Source organism: Bacillus pumilus, from assembly GCF_009937765.1.
Taxonomy (GTDB): domain Bacteria; phylum Bacillota; class Bacilli; order Bacillales; family Bacillaceae; genus Bacillus; species Bacillus pumilus_O.
Map to the genome: position 1 here is coordinate 2,289,850 of NZ_CP047089.1, position 12,340 is coordinate 2,302,189.

The window sequence follows — 12,340 nt, forward strand, 5'->3', positions numbered from 1 at the left end:
CGTCACCCTCTCTTCTACACCTGAAATGGTGTTTCACTAATTTGTAATGAGATCGCTAGCTTCCCGTCTGGCAAGTGCCCTGCTAACAGCAAGCGGCCTTGGTCATCAAATTCATAATCGGTTAAGCCTTCTGCGTAAATCCAACCATCTTCTGTTTTCATTCCAACACGGTACGGACCTTGTCCTTTTATTTTTGCCTGTGAATAGACGACTTTCGCATTGCGGATATAGGCAACGACCGTCATATTTTGTTCATTTACATGAGCTGAATAAGAACCAGTCGTCGTTTCAAGATGAACGAAGACTGGGCGATTTAAAAACGATTCAAGATGTGCTGTGACATCTTCCGTTTGAATTGGTTTCATGAGTGGTTCCTTCCTTCATTTTGAATTAATTCGCGCAGCTTTTTTGTATGTAAGCTGATCAGCTGCAGTTGATGATCATGCCCAAGCCCACTTTCTAATATTCTCTCTACAGCAAGTACATATTTTTGATGGAATGATTTTCTCGCCCTCGGATGAGTGCGCGCATCACTTAAATCATCACAAATTGCCTCGAGTAAAGAAGTCATATTGTCGACATCAAGCTGACGATTTTTCCATAAAGATTGATAAGCAGCTGTAAGCTCATTGGCTGATGACATGTAATCACCTCTACAGTTTTGGTAACAACTTATTATGACATGATCCGCCTTCAAAAAAAAGCAAACTGCTCGTCGAACTTAATGAGAATTCGCTGTTTTTTTCATGCGTAATTGAGAGGTCGTAAACAATAAAATCGCCACCCAGATACAAAGAAACGTCACAATTTTAGCTGAAGATAAATGCTCGTGATACACAAACAACCCCAAAAACAGCGTAATCGTTGGTGCAATGTATTGCAAAATACCCACTTGATAAAGAGGAATTCTTTTTGCCCCTTCAGAGAATAAAAGAAGCGGTACCGCAGTAAAGACCCCTGCGAAGAATAACAGACCAAGCGATCCGAAGCTGTTAGGATTCATTGTCACGACAGGTTCTTTTAAGAAGAACAATAAGTATACAAGAGCTGCCGGTGCGAGAAGCAGCGTTTCAATGGTCAAACCAATGGCACTCGTAAAGCTCATTCTTTTTTTAATCAATCCATAAAAACCGAAGCTAAAGGCAAGTAATATGGCAACAACAGGAAATGAACCGTACTGAATCGTAGAAAGAATCACTCCTGCTGCGGCAATTAAAATCGCAATGGTTTGTAATTTATTGAGCCGCTCCTTCAAGAAAATGATCCCTAGTAAAACAGAGACAAGCGGATTAATATAATACCCTAAACTAGCTTCTAGCATAAGATGATGGTTGACTGCCCAAATGTACACATACCAGTTAACCGATATTAAAATAGCAGATAGTAGTAATGAAAAAAGTGCTTTACCATCGAGCATGAGACCCTTCACTGTCTGCATGGCTGGCCGGACTTGTTTTAAATACAGAAGAATACCGCACATAAAAACAAATGACCATAAAATTCTGTGCGCTAAAATTTCGCCTGACGAAATATGTTCCATCAGTTTCCAATATAACGGGAATAACCCCCATAATGTAAAAGATGCTGCCGTATAGAGAACACCTTTTGATTGCTGTTGTTCGTTCAATCTAACCATTCCTTTCTAAACCTATCGTATATTATAGCACGCACTCAAGTGAATGGGCATATACTAATTCAGGGCATTTAGAAAGGATGATTTGCATGTTTGACTGGAACCGATTATTCCCTTTTCAAAAGCAATTTTCAAAAGAAGCCTTAAAAAATTCAGACCCTAAAGACGTCGAGCAGTACGTCAATCAAGTGATGGAAAGTGTATTCGGCTCCAATTATCCTGCTCAGTTCCCTTTTCAGGACCCACTCTCTCAACATCAAAAAACGAAAGAAACAGACGTCAAAAAAGAAAAAGAACCCGAAGTGGAAGTGTTTGAAACCACTGATCACGTGTTCGTTAAGCTTGAGCTTGCTCGGCCGAACACAGAAAAAGTAAAAATCAAACATACAGCCAACCTGCTATTTATTGATCATTTTCCTGAGGAAGGTACGCAGAAGAAAGTCGTCCTCCCTGCTGCTGTGAAAAGAAAAGGAACGAAAGCTTCATATCAGGACGGTATTTTGGAGATTATGTTTTTAAAACATGATGATCCGGGGATTTCTGAAATCGATATTCCATTATAAAAAGCCTGCTTTTGTATAGAAGCAGGCTTACTCTTTTTTCTTAATAATATGGTGGATATCCTCCGCCATAAGGTGGTGGAACAGGCGGTGGTGGTGGCGGGTAATATGGACGGGGATAATTAAAAATCGCACTTCCTAAAAATCCGCCAAGCAGTCCGCCGACTAAAGGAGCGCCAAAACCAAAAAACAAAGGGACTCTGGATTCATATGGCGGAATGCCAGGGGCGCCGCCTCGGAAATACGGAGTATGAGGGTACATGCATTTCTCCTCCTTTGTCATGTGCCTAAGATCAGCATATTCATCAGGAGTCAAAACGTTTGGGCAAACCTGAAACTAGGCTTGCTCCTTTTTTTCATGAGATGCTGTATATTCCCCTGCCCACCTAGATACCTCATGAAACACATCATGTAGCGCATTTCCTTTTTCAGTTAAACAATAAATGACTTTAACAGGCGTCTCAGGAAGTACAGTTCGCTTTATAATCCCTTCTTCCTCAAGTTCTTTTAAACGCTCTGCGAGCATTTTCTGACTGATAGATGGGATAATGTCCGTCATGTCTTTAAATCGCTTTGGACCATCAAGCAATACATGAATAATGAGACCATTCCACCTTTTGCCTAGCAGTAAAAAAGCTTGCTGAATGTGTGGACATAATTGAAATTCCATAAATTTCAGCCTTTCTTTTCATGATTGTTTGACAAACTAACGGTATACAATTTAAAATATCTCTAGTTACAATAAGTAAGTTTCTCACTTTTTTAGTTATTGTACCATACTATTTGCAAAAACGGGAGGAAATATCCATATGGCGACTGATCAAAAAACGATTGACATTTTAAAACAAAGAGCTTCAGTAAAAGAGTATGATACAACTCATGAAATGACAAAAGAAGAGCTAACAGAGCTACTTGATATCACAACAAAAGCTCCATCTGCGTGGAACCTTCAGCATTGGCATTTTACTGTGTTCCACAGTGCTGAATCCAAAGCGAAGTTACTTCCAATCGCTTATAACCAAAAACAAATCTCACAAGCATCAGCTGTTATTGCTGTACTAGGTGATCTTGAAGCCAATCAAAATGGCGAAAAAATCTACAGTGAGCTGGCAGAACAAGGGTTCATTACTGAAGACATCAAAGAAACATTGATGACTCAAATCAATGGCGCATATCAAAGCGAGCAGTATGCACGTGAAGCTGCGTATTCAAATGCTTCATTAGCTGCTATGCAATTAATGATTGCTGCAAAAGCAATGGGCTATGATACATGTGCAATGGGTGGTTTCAGTAAGGAAGCCTTCATCAAAGAATTCAATGTAAGCGGCCGTTACGAGCCAGTCATGCTGATTTCAGTTGGTAAAGCAGCGAAAGAAGCTCATAAAAGCAACCGTTTCGACATCGAAGAAGTTTCTGATTTTCTTTAAAAAATGGCAAGGCCCCAGCTTTCGTGCTGGGGCTTTTTTTATTTGCTTTAAATATTATTTTTTGCATATTTTCTTTTTACTTCCCCCCTTTTCATCTACACTTTTTCTTTTTTTAAGAATGAAAGCGTTATATTAGTATGATATTCTCCAAAATGATTGTTTTTTCTGAAAATGGTCTTGTGATCTAATCTGACAACTGCTATTATTATGAAATTACAAAAAATTCAGGAGGGAATCATGAATAAAAAATTGATACTGGCACTACTTATAGCGATTCCATTTATCGGACAGCTCGCACTGCTGCCCTTTGCGAATCGTATTCATCCATTTGTGATCGGCCTGCCTTTTTTCCATTTCTGGCTCTTACTATGGATTGTTCTCACACCAGTCTGTACATTTATCATTTATCGGATGCAACATTCAAATGGAGGAACTGACTAATGCAAGGAAATTTGACAGCTTTATTGATTACAGCAAGTATCATTTTCATCGTGGTGGTCATTGGATTTGCCGCTGGCCGTGATAAATCATCCAGACAATCAGTAGAGGAATGGTCTGTCGGCGGGAGGAAATTTGGCGGGCTGCTCGTCTGGTTCCTTGTTGGCGCCGATTTATACACAGCTTATACCTTTTTAGGGCTCACTAGTACAGCCTATACAGCTGGAAGTGTCGCTTTTTTCGCTATTCCTTATTCAGTTCTTGCGTATTTTATTGCTTATTTCTTCTTACCAAAGCTATGGACGGTTGCGAAAAATCACAACCTCACAACGCTTGCTGACTATGCACGTGAGCGCTTTGACAGCAAGCTGTTATCCAGTCTCATTGCGATTATTGGAGTACTTATGCTCATTCCTTATATTTGTCTTCAACTAAGCGGAATTCAAGATACGTTAACTGTCGCTGGAACTAGTTATATTAATGTGAATGCAGTTGTTATTATTTCATTTATTTTAGTTGCACTTTATACATTTTTCAGCGGGATAAAAGGTCCTACATATACAGCGATTATCAAAGATATTCTCGTTTGGGTCATCATGCTGTTTATGGTGGTTTCACTACCAATCATTCATTTTAACGGCTGGACTCCGATGATGAATACGTTAGCGAAGGAAGCGCCACAGCTTCTGACAATTCCTGACGGCGGCCCTAAAGGTATTTTATGGTTCATTACCGCTTCAGGCGTTTCTGCCCTTGCTTTATTTATGTGGGCACATGCGGCAACAGGGGTTTTCACAGCCAAAAGTGCAGATGCTATCCGTAAAAACAGTATGTTTTTGCCTCTTTATAACATTGTATTGATTTTGGTCATCTTCCTTGGATTTATTGCCTTCTTAGTCTTACCAGAAGATACGAATCCAAGATTTGCACTTCTTCATTTAATTCAAACGTCATATGGCGGCGTGATGCAGGGTCTTGCTTATTCAACGATTGCACTTGCTTCCCTCATTCCATGCTCGATCATGGCCATTGGTGCATCGAATTTATTTGCCAATAATTTATATCGTGATTTAATTCATCCGAATGTATCACCTAAAAGATTGACCATGATCACTCGTTCAATGGTATTTATCGTCATTGGGCTGGCTCTACTATTCGGAATGCTCTTCCCAACAGCACTTGTAACGCTTCAGCTCATTGGTGTTTCAGGAATGGTTCAAATCTTCCCTGCCATTGCGATCAGCTTGTTCTGGAAAAAACAATCGAGAGAAGCAACGATTGCGGGGTTAGTTGTTGGCATCATCGTCACCTTTACAGCCAATATCTCACAAGTCACGTTTGGTCTTTATGAAGGATTTCTTGGTTTACTAGCAAACGTTGTGGTCATCCTTCTTTTGAATCCATTCTTTCAAAAGAAGGTCACAGCCAATTCTGTCATGAATGATCTATTTGAAAAAGATCACGACAAAACAGCGACGACCCTAAACGAAGTATGAGATTAAAAAAGCAGTCCCTTATGAGGACTGCTCAGCGTGTAGACAAACCCTCGCATTCGGTGTCAGATCTGCGCTTCGGTGCTCACGAATGTTCAATTCGCTCCGCTCCGATGCTCGTCCTTCCTAGACTTCAAAGGTTTTCTATCACGCTGAAAAGAAGACAAAGTCTACTATAACACCATGTTCATTGTGTTTTATTTTTTTATAGCATGAATGTAATGAATGGTCTCAAAAGCTGACAGGTCATCTTCTCTATTGTTAAAATACAGTTCATTCACTTTTTCAGGTGATAAATGTTCATAAATGAGTAAATCTGATTTTTCTAACATCTTTTCGATTTCAAAGTACGAAAAACATGATTTCATCGGTTCTCCGCCTATTGAAGCCATTTTCACCATATTTTCAACTCTATTAGAGATTCCTTTTTCTTCGAATAGTTTTTCGTCTGCATAATCAAAAACGATCGAACTTCCTGATGGAACCTTGGTGAATAAATCATCTATTAAGCTTGAAACTTCCTCTTTCGTTAAATAGTAAGAAACACCTAAAAGACTAAAAAACGTCTTTTTGTGATCAAATCCTTTATTTTTTAGGTTTTGATAGGACAAATTTTTGGTGAAGTCCATAGAAATAAAATGAAGATTACTTGGGATTTTTAATTTAGCCTCGTCCAACCTTTGCTTTTTAAATTCCTGTGTAGCGGGATGATCAATTTCGAATATTTCTAAGCTGTTTTCCAATTCTGGATGTCGAAAACTAAAAGTATCTAATCCAGCACCAAGTACGACGTATTGTCTTAATCCTAGCGCTACCTCATGAAGTAATATTTTTTCACAATACGCAGCTCGTGACAAGGTGATTGGAGAAAGTTGGACTTGTGTAATCCATTTTAATATTTCTTCTGTATTTCCCTCAAATTTCTGTGCGATATCTTTGTTGAAGAAGTGTATGCCTTGGACCATATTTTCTTTGATTTCAGTGAATTCTTTTTCCGAAATGAATTCTTTGGCTAAATAATCATTAAAGATTTTAGGGGTATCAAATTGACTATGATAGGATCTGGCAAAAGCCGATATTAACGAAGTCACACTTGATTCATTTTTCTTCATACAGACACACTCCTTCATTTTAGAACAAAAAAATAGGATTCTCCTGGCCAGGAGAATCCTATTATATACTCAAAAAATTTAAAAGTAAATTATAGCATAACTAAATTATTTTGTCAATATAAATTATTTATCGCAGCTTTTTTTGTACAAATATTCTCACTTAGCAAGCGTTAGATGGAGCAAAAAAGAAGGAAGTATTACCTTATCCCAAAATGGTTTCAGTGCATGCTATGCATCGTAAAACACTTTAAGTTTTTATCAAAAAATATAAAAACCCCACTCTACTTAAAGTAAAGGTGGGGTTTATCTACAGTCCGAAACCAGTCATCTGATGAGACTGTTTTTTTATTTCATATCTTTTTTCAAGACTTCAATTGCTTTTTTCATTTGCGTATCATTGTTCTTTAGCTTATCTTGAATTTTTGTCATCAGTACTGTCGTTGTATCTCCCGTCAAAATTCCGTCTACTTTCAGATCGTTATCTGTTTGGAATTTTTTGACGATCGTCTGGAAGGCTTGATCGTACTCACCATTTGCTTTTGCTTTGTAGTCAAGCGCTTGGAACATTTTTTGAGCCGCTTTGACTTCATCTCCATTGTCATTCAGCTGATACGTTTTTTTCGGGCTTAAGTATGGCAGCTTTGCATAACTTGGGAGTGATGCTTTGACCTGTGGTTCAATTCCTTTTTTGTGAATCCATGAACCATCCGGCGTCAGCCACTTAGCAATGGTTAACTTGACACTAGAACCATCATTATAGCTTTGCGCATTTTGAACAGTTCCTTTACCAAACGTTTTTTCACCAATAATTTTAATACCTGAAGATTGGTGCAGAGCCGCTGCCATGATTTCTGCAGCGCTGGCTGAGCCGCCATTTACAAGGACAACTGCCGGCTGATGAACTTTACGTTCTTTTTCAGCCTTGTACTCTTCTTTCTTCCCTTTTTCTTCTACTTGCATGATGACTTTCCCTTTATCGATAAAGTCATTACTCATTTCAATCGCTTCTGTCATGATGCCGCCTGGATTATCTCTCAGGTCAATGACAAACCCTTTTGCCCCTTTTTTCTCGAGGTCATCAATGGCTTTATCTAACTCTTTCGATGTTGTTTCAGCAAAGGACGTAATTTGGATTTCTCCTATTTTGTCTTTTGTGAGTTTTGCATACACTGTTTCAACCGGAATGGTGTCTCTTGTGATGGTCACATCAACATTGCCCACTCCTTGGCGGTTAAGGTGCAGCTTCACATCGGTACCTTTTTTCCCTCTGATTAGAGAGACTGCTTGATTGACTGACATGCCTTTTGTGCTTTTTCCATCCACCTTTAAAATACGATCATGAGGTTTCAACCCGGCTTTTTCAGCAGGAGAGCCTTTTATCGGTGTGACAATTAAAATTTGTCCATCCTTCTCTTCTACTTGCGCACCAATTCCTTCAAATGATGAAGAAATGGTGTTGTTAAATCCTTCGGCTTCCTCCTGATCCATATATGTAGAGTATGGATCATCAAGTGATGCAATCATTCCTTGAATCGCACCATCTACTAGTTTTTGATCATCCGTTTTTTCGTAATACTCATCTTTTACCTTCGTATACGCAGCCATGAGTTTACTAAACTTCTCATCTCCTGAGACATTGACAGCCCCTTGTTTTGTGATCACAAATGTAATCGCTGAGGACAGTGCCGCTGTCACTAGAATGGCGATGACGAACTTAAATTGTTTTTTCAAAAAAACACCACCTTTATCTCCTTTCATTATTATCAAGGACGATGCACCATCCGTCAACCAAAGGATCGAAGTTCTCTTTGAAAAGATAAGCCATTTGACCTTACATTGCATAATCTTTAAAGAGGAACTTGATAAGGAAAGAAGGGATTTTATGAGTGATTATGTAGAAATGCTTGCCTATTTTGGCGTATCTAGTGCCCATCCTGGTGGAATAGAGCTAACAAAAACGATGCTTGAGCATATAAAATTGACGCCAGAGGCACGTATACTGGATGCAGGATGCGGAACTGGACAAACGGCGGCATATTTAGGCAATATTGGTTATCAGGTAGAGGCGATTGATACACACCCTTTGATGATTGAAAAAGCCAATCTGCGATTTGAACGAGAAGAACTGCCGATCCGCGCATTGCAAGCATCGATCGAACAGCTGCCATTCCCAGATGAAGCGTTCAATCTTCTGATTAGTGAATCTGTTTTAAGCTTTACGAACCTTTCAGCAGCACTTGCTGAGATCAAACGTGTGCTTGCTCCTGGAAGTCAAATGATTGCAAATGAAGCAGTATTAAAAGCACCCCTTACGCCGAAGGAGCTTGCGACCGTTCGAGATTTTTACGGGTTTCACGCACTCTTTTCAGTTGAAGATTGGCAGGAGCAGCTAAAAGCAGCAGGATTACAAGACGTTCGCATTCTCTCATTTGATGAACACATGGTACAAGAAGAGCCGACAGAAATGGAATTATCTGAGTATATCCCGCCTTCTCTTTACGAAACGATGCAAACACACTACGATCTGATTCAGGCGCACCGAAAGCATCTAAGCCACATTCTATTTGAATGTACTGTATAAAATGAGCGAATCTCCTATATGTTTTGTCCAAACTCTATGAGGTCTCTCGCATAGGATAAGAATGAAAAGAGTTTGTCATAAGGAGGAAAAATATGGAGCGCTATCAAAAGCTTTGTCAGCAGCATATGGGAAAAGTCGCTAGAATCACAGATCGTAATGGCAGAGTACATGTTGGACGCATTGAGCGGGTGACAAACCGTAAAGTGTATATTCGTCCAGTCGGCGGTTCTCGCGGCGGCTTTGGCTTTGGTTATTACGGTGGATATTACGGCTGGGGTGCCGCTTATGGCATCGGGCTTGGGTTCATTACAGGTTTTGCATTAGCAGGATTGTTCTTTTTTTAAAAGAAGAATAAAGAAGGCCCCCCGAATAGCTGGGAGGCCTTTTTATTTGATTAAATTTTCTTTACTTTGTTCATGTACTCTTCAAATGTTAAATCGTGATCATGCATCGCTTTTGCGGCTTCTTTTCCAACATAACGTAGATGCCACGGCTCATATTCATATTTTGTAATATCTTCTTTTCCTTTTGGATAGCGAATGATAAAACCATATTTATAGGCGTTTTTAGCCACCCATTTGCCATCAGGTGTTTCACCAAACTTTTCAGAGATGTCAAAACCGGCACTTTTTGAAGAAATGTCCATCGCAAGGCCTGTTTGATGTTCACTTTCGCCTGGTAATGCTACTGCTTCTTGCGCCTTTTCTTTGCCTTTTAACTTGACTTCACTATCAAAAATGACCTTTTGACGGTCATAGGAACGATAGCCAGATACGGCAGCCAGCTCGAAGTTTTTCTTTTTCGCATCTTTGAATAATGTCTCAAGTGCTTCTGCTGCTTCTTTACGAATATATCGTTTTTCAATATCCTCTGAAAAAGAGAATTCTACTTTTGGTACAACGAGATCAGAAGGTTTATAGGTTCCTGGTAATGCGTATTCTTTGTTGACAAGTGCTAGCACGTTTGCAGGATTTTGAATGGTTTTCAGCCCGCTTACCACCTTGATGTCATTGAAATATTCACTCTTTAACGTCAGCTCTTGATCAGATGAATCTGCTGTATTGTTTGAGTTTTGCTGGGTAGATGAATTTTCTGCGCTTTTTTGTTCGTTTGTTTTGTTCGATTCAGATGTACCGCTTTTTTGATCCAGCAACTGGCAGCCCGATAATGCGGCTGTCAAACCAAGAATCGATGCGATTGAGAGTATTTTATAGCTTTTCTTCATGACATACCTTCCTTTTGCTCTTCTAAAAAAATAAAGATGCGCTACATCGTAGCACACCCTTTATAGTATTATAAAACGGAGTCTAGCGCAATTAAGATCATTTCGTCAAATGTCGTTTGACGCTCTTCAGCCGTTGTTTCTTCTCCTGTGAGAACATGATCGCTCACTGTCAGAATAGATAACGCTTTTCGATCAAATTTTGCTGCAAGCGAATATAGAGCGGTTGTCTCCATTTCAATTGCTAGAATTCCGTATTGAGCCATGAGCTCCAGTGGTTTTTCATTATAAAACTGGTCTGCTGTAAATACATTGCCGACACGTACAGCGACATTTTTTGCTTCCGCTGTGTCGTAAGCTTTCTTAAGAAGTCCAAAATCAGCACAAGGTGCGTAATCAATCGGTCCAAACGCCACACGATTCATTTGTGAATCTGTTGAAGAGGTTTGAGCTAAAATGACATCACGTACGTTGACATCCCTTTTGATCGCCCCGCAAGATCCGACGCGGATTAAGTTTTGAACATCATAGCTTTGAATGAGTTCATTCACATAAATCGAAATAGAAGGTACGCCCATTCCAGTTCCTTGTACAGAAACGCGCTTTCCTTTGTAGGTTCCAGTATAACCATACATGCCGCGCACTTCGTTATAGCATTCGACATCTTCTAAATATGTATCTGCAATATATTTCGCACGAAGCGGATCGCCTGGCAGCAATACCGTTTCTGCAATTTGTCCTTTTTCTGCTCCAATATGTACACTCATGTTTTTAGCCTCCACTTACGTTTACTATGTGATTTGTCCTATTAAGTATAAACGATTGAGCCCAAAAAAGAAAATACCAGCTGAAGCTCAAGCTGGCATCATCAATCATCTATTTAACTCATTGTCATCAGTCGCTCACTGCGTTTCCATCCTGCCGGAAAAAGCTGATAATAGCACTTTCCTTTTTTCTTATCATCAATCACAACAATATCGCCTGTTGTCATAAACCGTGCATTGTAATCACTAGGGACTGTATCATGTACATTAAATGTCGAGAATGCTTTTTCCAGAACATCCAGGTGTGTTCTGCCGCCAATTTTTGTCCGGTACACAGGCTGATGCCCGCTTGCAGCGCCATATTCAGGTGTCTGATAAATGGTTAAGTGAAATGCTGAAGGTTTCTTTTGAAAAAATCTCAACGTCAATTGCATTCAAATCCCTCCCCTTTTATATAAAATTGGCTGGGATCTGTCAATTTCCTTCTTCTACTTTTGTCGAATGACAGACAATTTTTCGTCAATCTTTTTACAAATGAGGAATAAAGCAAGTCCTATCGCAAAACCACCTGCCACATCTGTCAAAAAATGAACGCCGATATACATTCTGCTGACCCCAATCATAAGAACACAGATCCCTGTGATCAAATAGACGATTTTTTGCCTTTCTTTCAGCCATGGAATCATTTCAACGAGTAGGTAAGCTATAAACGGATAGATGGTGGCTGCATTCATCGAATGTCCGCTCGGAAAGCTGTAATACGTTTCATTGACAAGATGATCAAAGGCTGGGCGCTCTCTAGCAAACAGCCCTTTTAGTTCATGATTAATGGTTTTTTCTGTGAGATATAATAGAAAAAGCATCATGATAGAGTAATAGCGCTTATATATGAATAAAGCGACACTGAAAATGAGCATGATGGGCACGAGCAGCGCACTAATGCCAAAGTCTGTCAAAGTCAGCATGACATCATTTAAAAAAGGGAGTCTGATGCTCTCAAACGATAAAATGATCTGGTTGTCCAATGCTTGACCCGCACCAGATACCATGAGCGCAGCAATGGCGCCAAATAAAATCAAAAGACATAAGATATACACGCGAAAGATTCTC

The 12,340-nt window shown here is 39.6% G+C and carries 17 protein-coding genes; 6 read left to right on the forward strand and 11 right to left on the reverse strand.

The features are described 5' to 3' along the window. Window positions 1-14 precede the first annotated feature (14 nt). The 3 genes from GPS65_RS11225 to rarD all read right to left on the reverse strand — a co-directional run bounded on the left by GPS65_RS11225 (window position 15) and on the right by rarD (window position 1,627). Entirely contained in the window at window positions 15-365 is a 351-nt protein-coding gene (locus GPS65_RS11225) for a YojF family protein (protein WP_012010262.1), read from the reverse strand. Next, window positions 362-643: a hypothetical protein gene (locus tag GPS65_RS11230; protein WP_012010263.1), complete on the reverse strand. Its 282-nt coding sequence runs from the start codon at window positions 641-643 to the stop codon at window positions 362-364. The genes GPS65_RS11225 and GPS65_RS11230 overlap by 4 nt, the downstream gene beginning before the upstream one ends. 78 nt (window positions 644-721) lie before the next feature. Further along, the gene (rarD, locus tag GPS65_RS11235; RefSeq protein WP_012010264.1) at window positions 722-1,627 is read right to left on the reverse strand and encodes an EamA family transporter RarD; all 906 of its coding nucleotides are present in this window, start codon (window positions 1,625-1,627) and stop codon (window positions 722-724) included. Window positions 1,628-1,722: 95 nt separating this feature from the next. On the opposite strand from rarD, the gene GPS65_RS11240 reads away from it, so the two are divergent. Then, entirely contained in the window at window positions 1,723-2,196 is a 474-nt protein-coding gene (locus GPS65_RS11240; RefSeq protein ID WP_012010265.1) for an Hsp20/alpha crystallin family protein, read from the forward strand. Between the two features lie 40 nt (window positions 2,197-2,236). Here the strand turns inward: GPS65_RS11240 and GPS65_RS11245 are convergent, their stop codons facing one another. Together GPS65_RS11245 and GPS65_RS11250 are read right to left on the reverse strand one after the other, a co-directional pair. Beyond that, entirely contained in the window at window positions 2,237-2,455 is a 219-nt protein-coding gene (locus GPS65_RS11245) for a hypothetical protein (RefSeq protein WP_003215921.1), read from the reverse strand. 75 nt (window positions 2,456-2,530) lie between these two features. After that, window positions 2,531-2,863: a winged helix-turn-helix transcriptional regulator gene (locus GPS65_RS11250; RefSeq protein WP_012010266.1), complete on the reverse strand. Its 333-nt coding sequence runs from the start codon at window positions 2,861-2,863 to the stop codon at window positions 2,531-2,533. 139 nt (window positions 2,864-3,002) lie between these two features. Between GPS65_RS11250 and GPS65_RS11255 the strand changes: the two genes are divergently transcribed. The 3 genes from GPS65_RS11255 to GPS65_RS11265 all read left to right on the forward strand — a co-directional run bounded on the left by GPS65_RS11255 (window position 3,003) and on the right by GPS65_RS11265 (window position 5,554). Further along, window positions 3,003-3,620: a nitroreductase family protein gene (locus tag GPS65_RS11255; protein WP_012010267.1), complete on the forward strand. Its 618-nt coding sequence runs from the start codon at window positions 3,003-3,005 to the stop codon at window positions 3,618-3,620. Window positions 3,621-3,857: 237 nt separating this feature from the next. Next, window positions 3,858-4,061, forward strand: coding sequence for a DUF3311 domain-containing protein (locus GPS65_RS11260; RefSeq protein ID WP_003215965.1), 204 nt, complete (start codon window positions 3,858-3,860; stop codon window positions 4,059-4,061). Beyond that, window positions 4,061-5,554 carry a sodium:solute symporter family protein gene (locus GPS65_RS11265; protein ID WP_144482119.1) on the forward strand — a complete coding sequence of 498 codons (1,494 nt, stop codon included), beginning with the start codon at window positions 4,061-4,063 and terminating at the stop codon, window positions 5,552-5,554. The genes GPS65_RS11260 and GPS65_RS11265 overlap by 1 nt, the downstream gene beginning before the upstream one ends. Before the next feature lie 194 nt (window positions 5,555-5,748). On the opposite strand, the gene GPS65_RS11270 is transcribed toward GPS65_RS11265, so the two are convergent. Together GPS65_RS11270 and GPS65_RS11275 are read right to left on the reverse strand one after the other, a co-directional pair. Then, on the reverse strand, window positions 5,749-6,663 hold the full coding sequence (locus GPS65_RS11270) for a class I SAM-dependent methyltransferase (protein ID WP_119125009.1): 915 nt from the start codon (window positions 6,661-6,663) through the stop codon (window positions 5,749-5,751). Window positions 6,664-7,008: 345 nt separating this feature from the next. After that, on the reverse strand, window positions 7,009-8,394 hold the full coding sequence (locus tag GPS65_RS11275; RefSeq protein WP_144482120.1) for a S41 family peptidase: 1,386 nt from the start codon (window positions 8,392-8,394) through the stop codon (window positions 7,009-7,011). A gap of 151 nt (window positions 8,395-8,545) precedes the next feature. On the opposite strand from GPS65_RS11275, the gene GPS65_RS11280 reads away from it, so the two are divergent. Both GPS65_RS11280 and GPS65_RS11285 read left to right on the forward strand, forming a co-directional pair. After that, on the forward strand, window positions 8,546-9,244 hold the full coding sequence (locus GPS65_RS11280; RefSeq protein ID WP_119125011.1) for a class I SAM-dependent methyltransferase: 699 nt from the start codon (window positions 8,546-8,548) through the stop codon (window positions 9,242-9,244). 92 nt (window positions 9,245-9,336) lie between these two features. Then, a complete protein-coding gene (locus tag GPS65_RS11285; protein ID WP_003216113.1) occupies window positions 9,337-9,588 on the forward strand; it encodes a hypothetical protein in 252 nt (83 codons plus the stop codon). A 50-nt stretch (window positions 9,589-9,638) separates the two neighbouring features. Here the strand turns inward: GPS65_RS11285 and GPS65_RS11290 are convergent, their stop codons facing one another. From GPS65_RS11290 to GPS65_RS11305, 4 genes are all read right to left on the reverse strand, one after another. After that, window positions 9,639-10,469 carry a M15 family metallopeptidase gene (locus tag GPS65_RS11290; protein ID WP_012010273.1) on the reverse strand — a complete coding sequence of 277 codons (831 nt, stop codon included), beginning with the start codon at window positions 10,467-10,469 and terminating at the stop codon, window positions 9,639-9,641. 68 nt (window positions 10,470-10,537) lie between these two features. Continuing rightward, window positions 10,538-11,233 carry a purine-nucleoside phosphorylase gene (gene deoD, locus GPS65_RS11295; protein WP_012010274.1) on the reverse strand — a complete coding sequence of 232 codons (696 nt, stop codon included), beginning with the start codon at window positions 11,231-11,233 and terminating at the stop codon, window positions 10,538-10,540. Window positions 11,234-11,346: 113 nt separating this feature from the next. After that, on the reverse strand, window positions 11,347-11,664 hold the full coding sequence (locus tag GPS65_RS11300) for a YodL domain-containing protein (RefSeq protein ID WP_012010275.1): 318 nt from the start codon (window positions 11,662-11,664) through the stop codon (window positions 11,347-11,349). Window positions 11,665-11,718: 54 nt separating this feature from the next. Further along, window positions 11,719-12,327, reverse strand: coding sequence for a phosphatase PAP2 family protein (locus GPS65_RS11305; protein ID WP_119125012.1), 609 nt, complete (start codon window positions 12,325-12,327; stop codon window positions 11,719-11,721). Window positions 12,328-12,340: the final 13 nt, after the last annotated feature.

Excerpts from the sequence above, each read along its gene's own strand:
- GPS65_RS11225 (WP_012010262.1), bottom strand. The coding sequence starts at position 365 with ATGAAACCAATTCAAACGGAAGATGTCACAGCACATCTTGAATCGTTT.
- GPS65_RS11230 (WP_012010263.1), bottom strand. The coding sequence starts at position 643 with ATGTCATCAGCCAATGAGCTTACAGCTGCTTATCAATCTTTATGGAAA.
- GPS65_RS11240 (WP_012010265.1), top strand. The coding sequence starts at position 1,723 with ATGTTTGACTGGAACCGATTATTCCCTTTTCAAAAGCAATTTTCAAAA.
- GPS65_RS11245 (WP_003215921.1), bottom strand. The coding sequence starts at position 2,455 with ATGTACCCTCATACTCCGTATTTCCGAGGCGGCGCCCCTGGCATTCCG.
- GPS65_RS11250 (WP_012010266.1), bottom strand. The coding sequence starts at position 2,863 with ATGGAATTTCAATTATGTCCACACATTCAGCAAGCTTTTTTACTGCTA.
- GPS65_RS11255 (WP_012010267.1), top strand. The coding sequence starts at position 3,003 with ATGGCGACTGATCAAAAAACGATTGACATTTTAAAACAAAGAGCTTCA.
- GPS65_RS11260 (WP_003215965.1), top strand. The coding sequence starts at position 3,858 with ATGAATAAAAAATTGATACTGGCACTACTTATAGCGATTCCATTTATC.
- GPS65_RS11265 (WP_144482119.1), top strand. The coding sequence starts at position 4,061 with ATGCAAGGAAATTTGACAGCTTTATTGATTACAGCAAGTATCATTTTC.
- GPS65_RS11270 (WP_119125009.1), bottom strand. The coding sequence starts at position 6,663 with ATGAAGAAAAATGAATCAAGTGTGACTTCGTTAATATCGGCTTTTGCC.
- GPS65_RS11280 (WP_119125011.1), top strand. The coding sequence starts at position 8,546 with ATGAGTGATTATGTAGAAATGCTTGCCTATTTTGGCGTATCTAGTGCC.
- GPS65_RS11285 (WP_003216113.1), top strand. The coding sequence starts at position 9,337 with ATGGAGCGCTATCAAAAGCTTTGTCAGCAGCATATGGGAAAAGTCGCT.
- GPS65_RS11290 (WP_012010273.1), bottom strand. The coding sequence starts at position 10,469 with ATGAAGAAAAGCTATAAAATACTCTCAATCGCATCGATTCTTGGTTTG.
- deoD (WP_012010274.1), bottom strand. The coding sequence starts at position 11,233 with ATGAGTGTACATATTGGAGCAGAAAAAGGACAAATTGCAGAAACGGTA.
- GPS65_RS11300 (WP_012010275.1), bottom strand. The coding sequence starts at position 11,664 with ATGCAATTGACGTTGAGATTTTTTCAAAAGAAACCTTCAGCATTTCAC.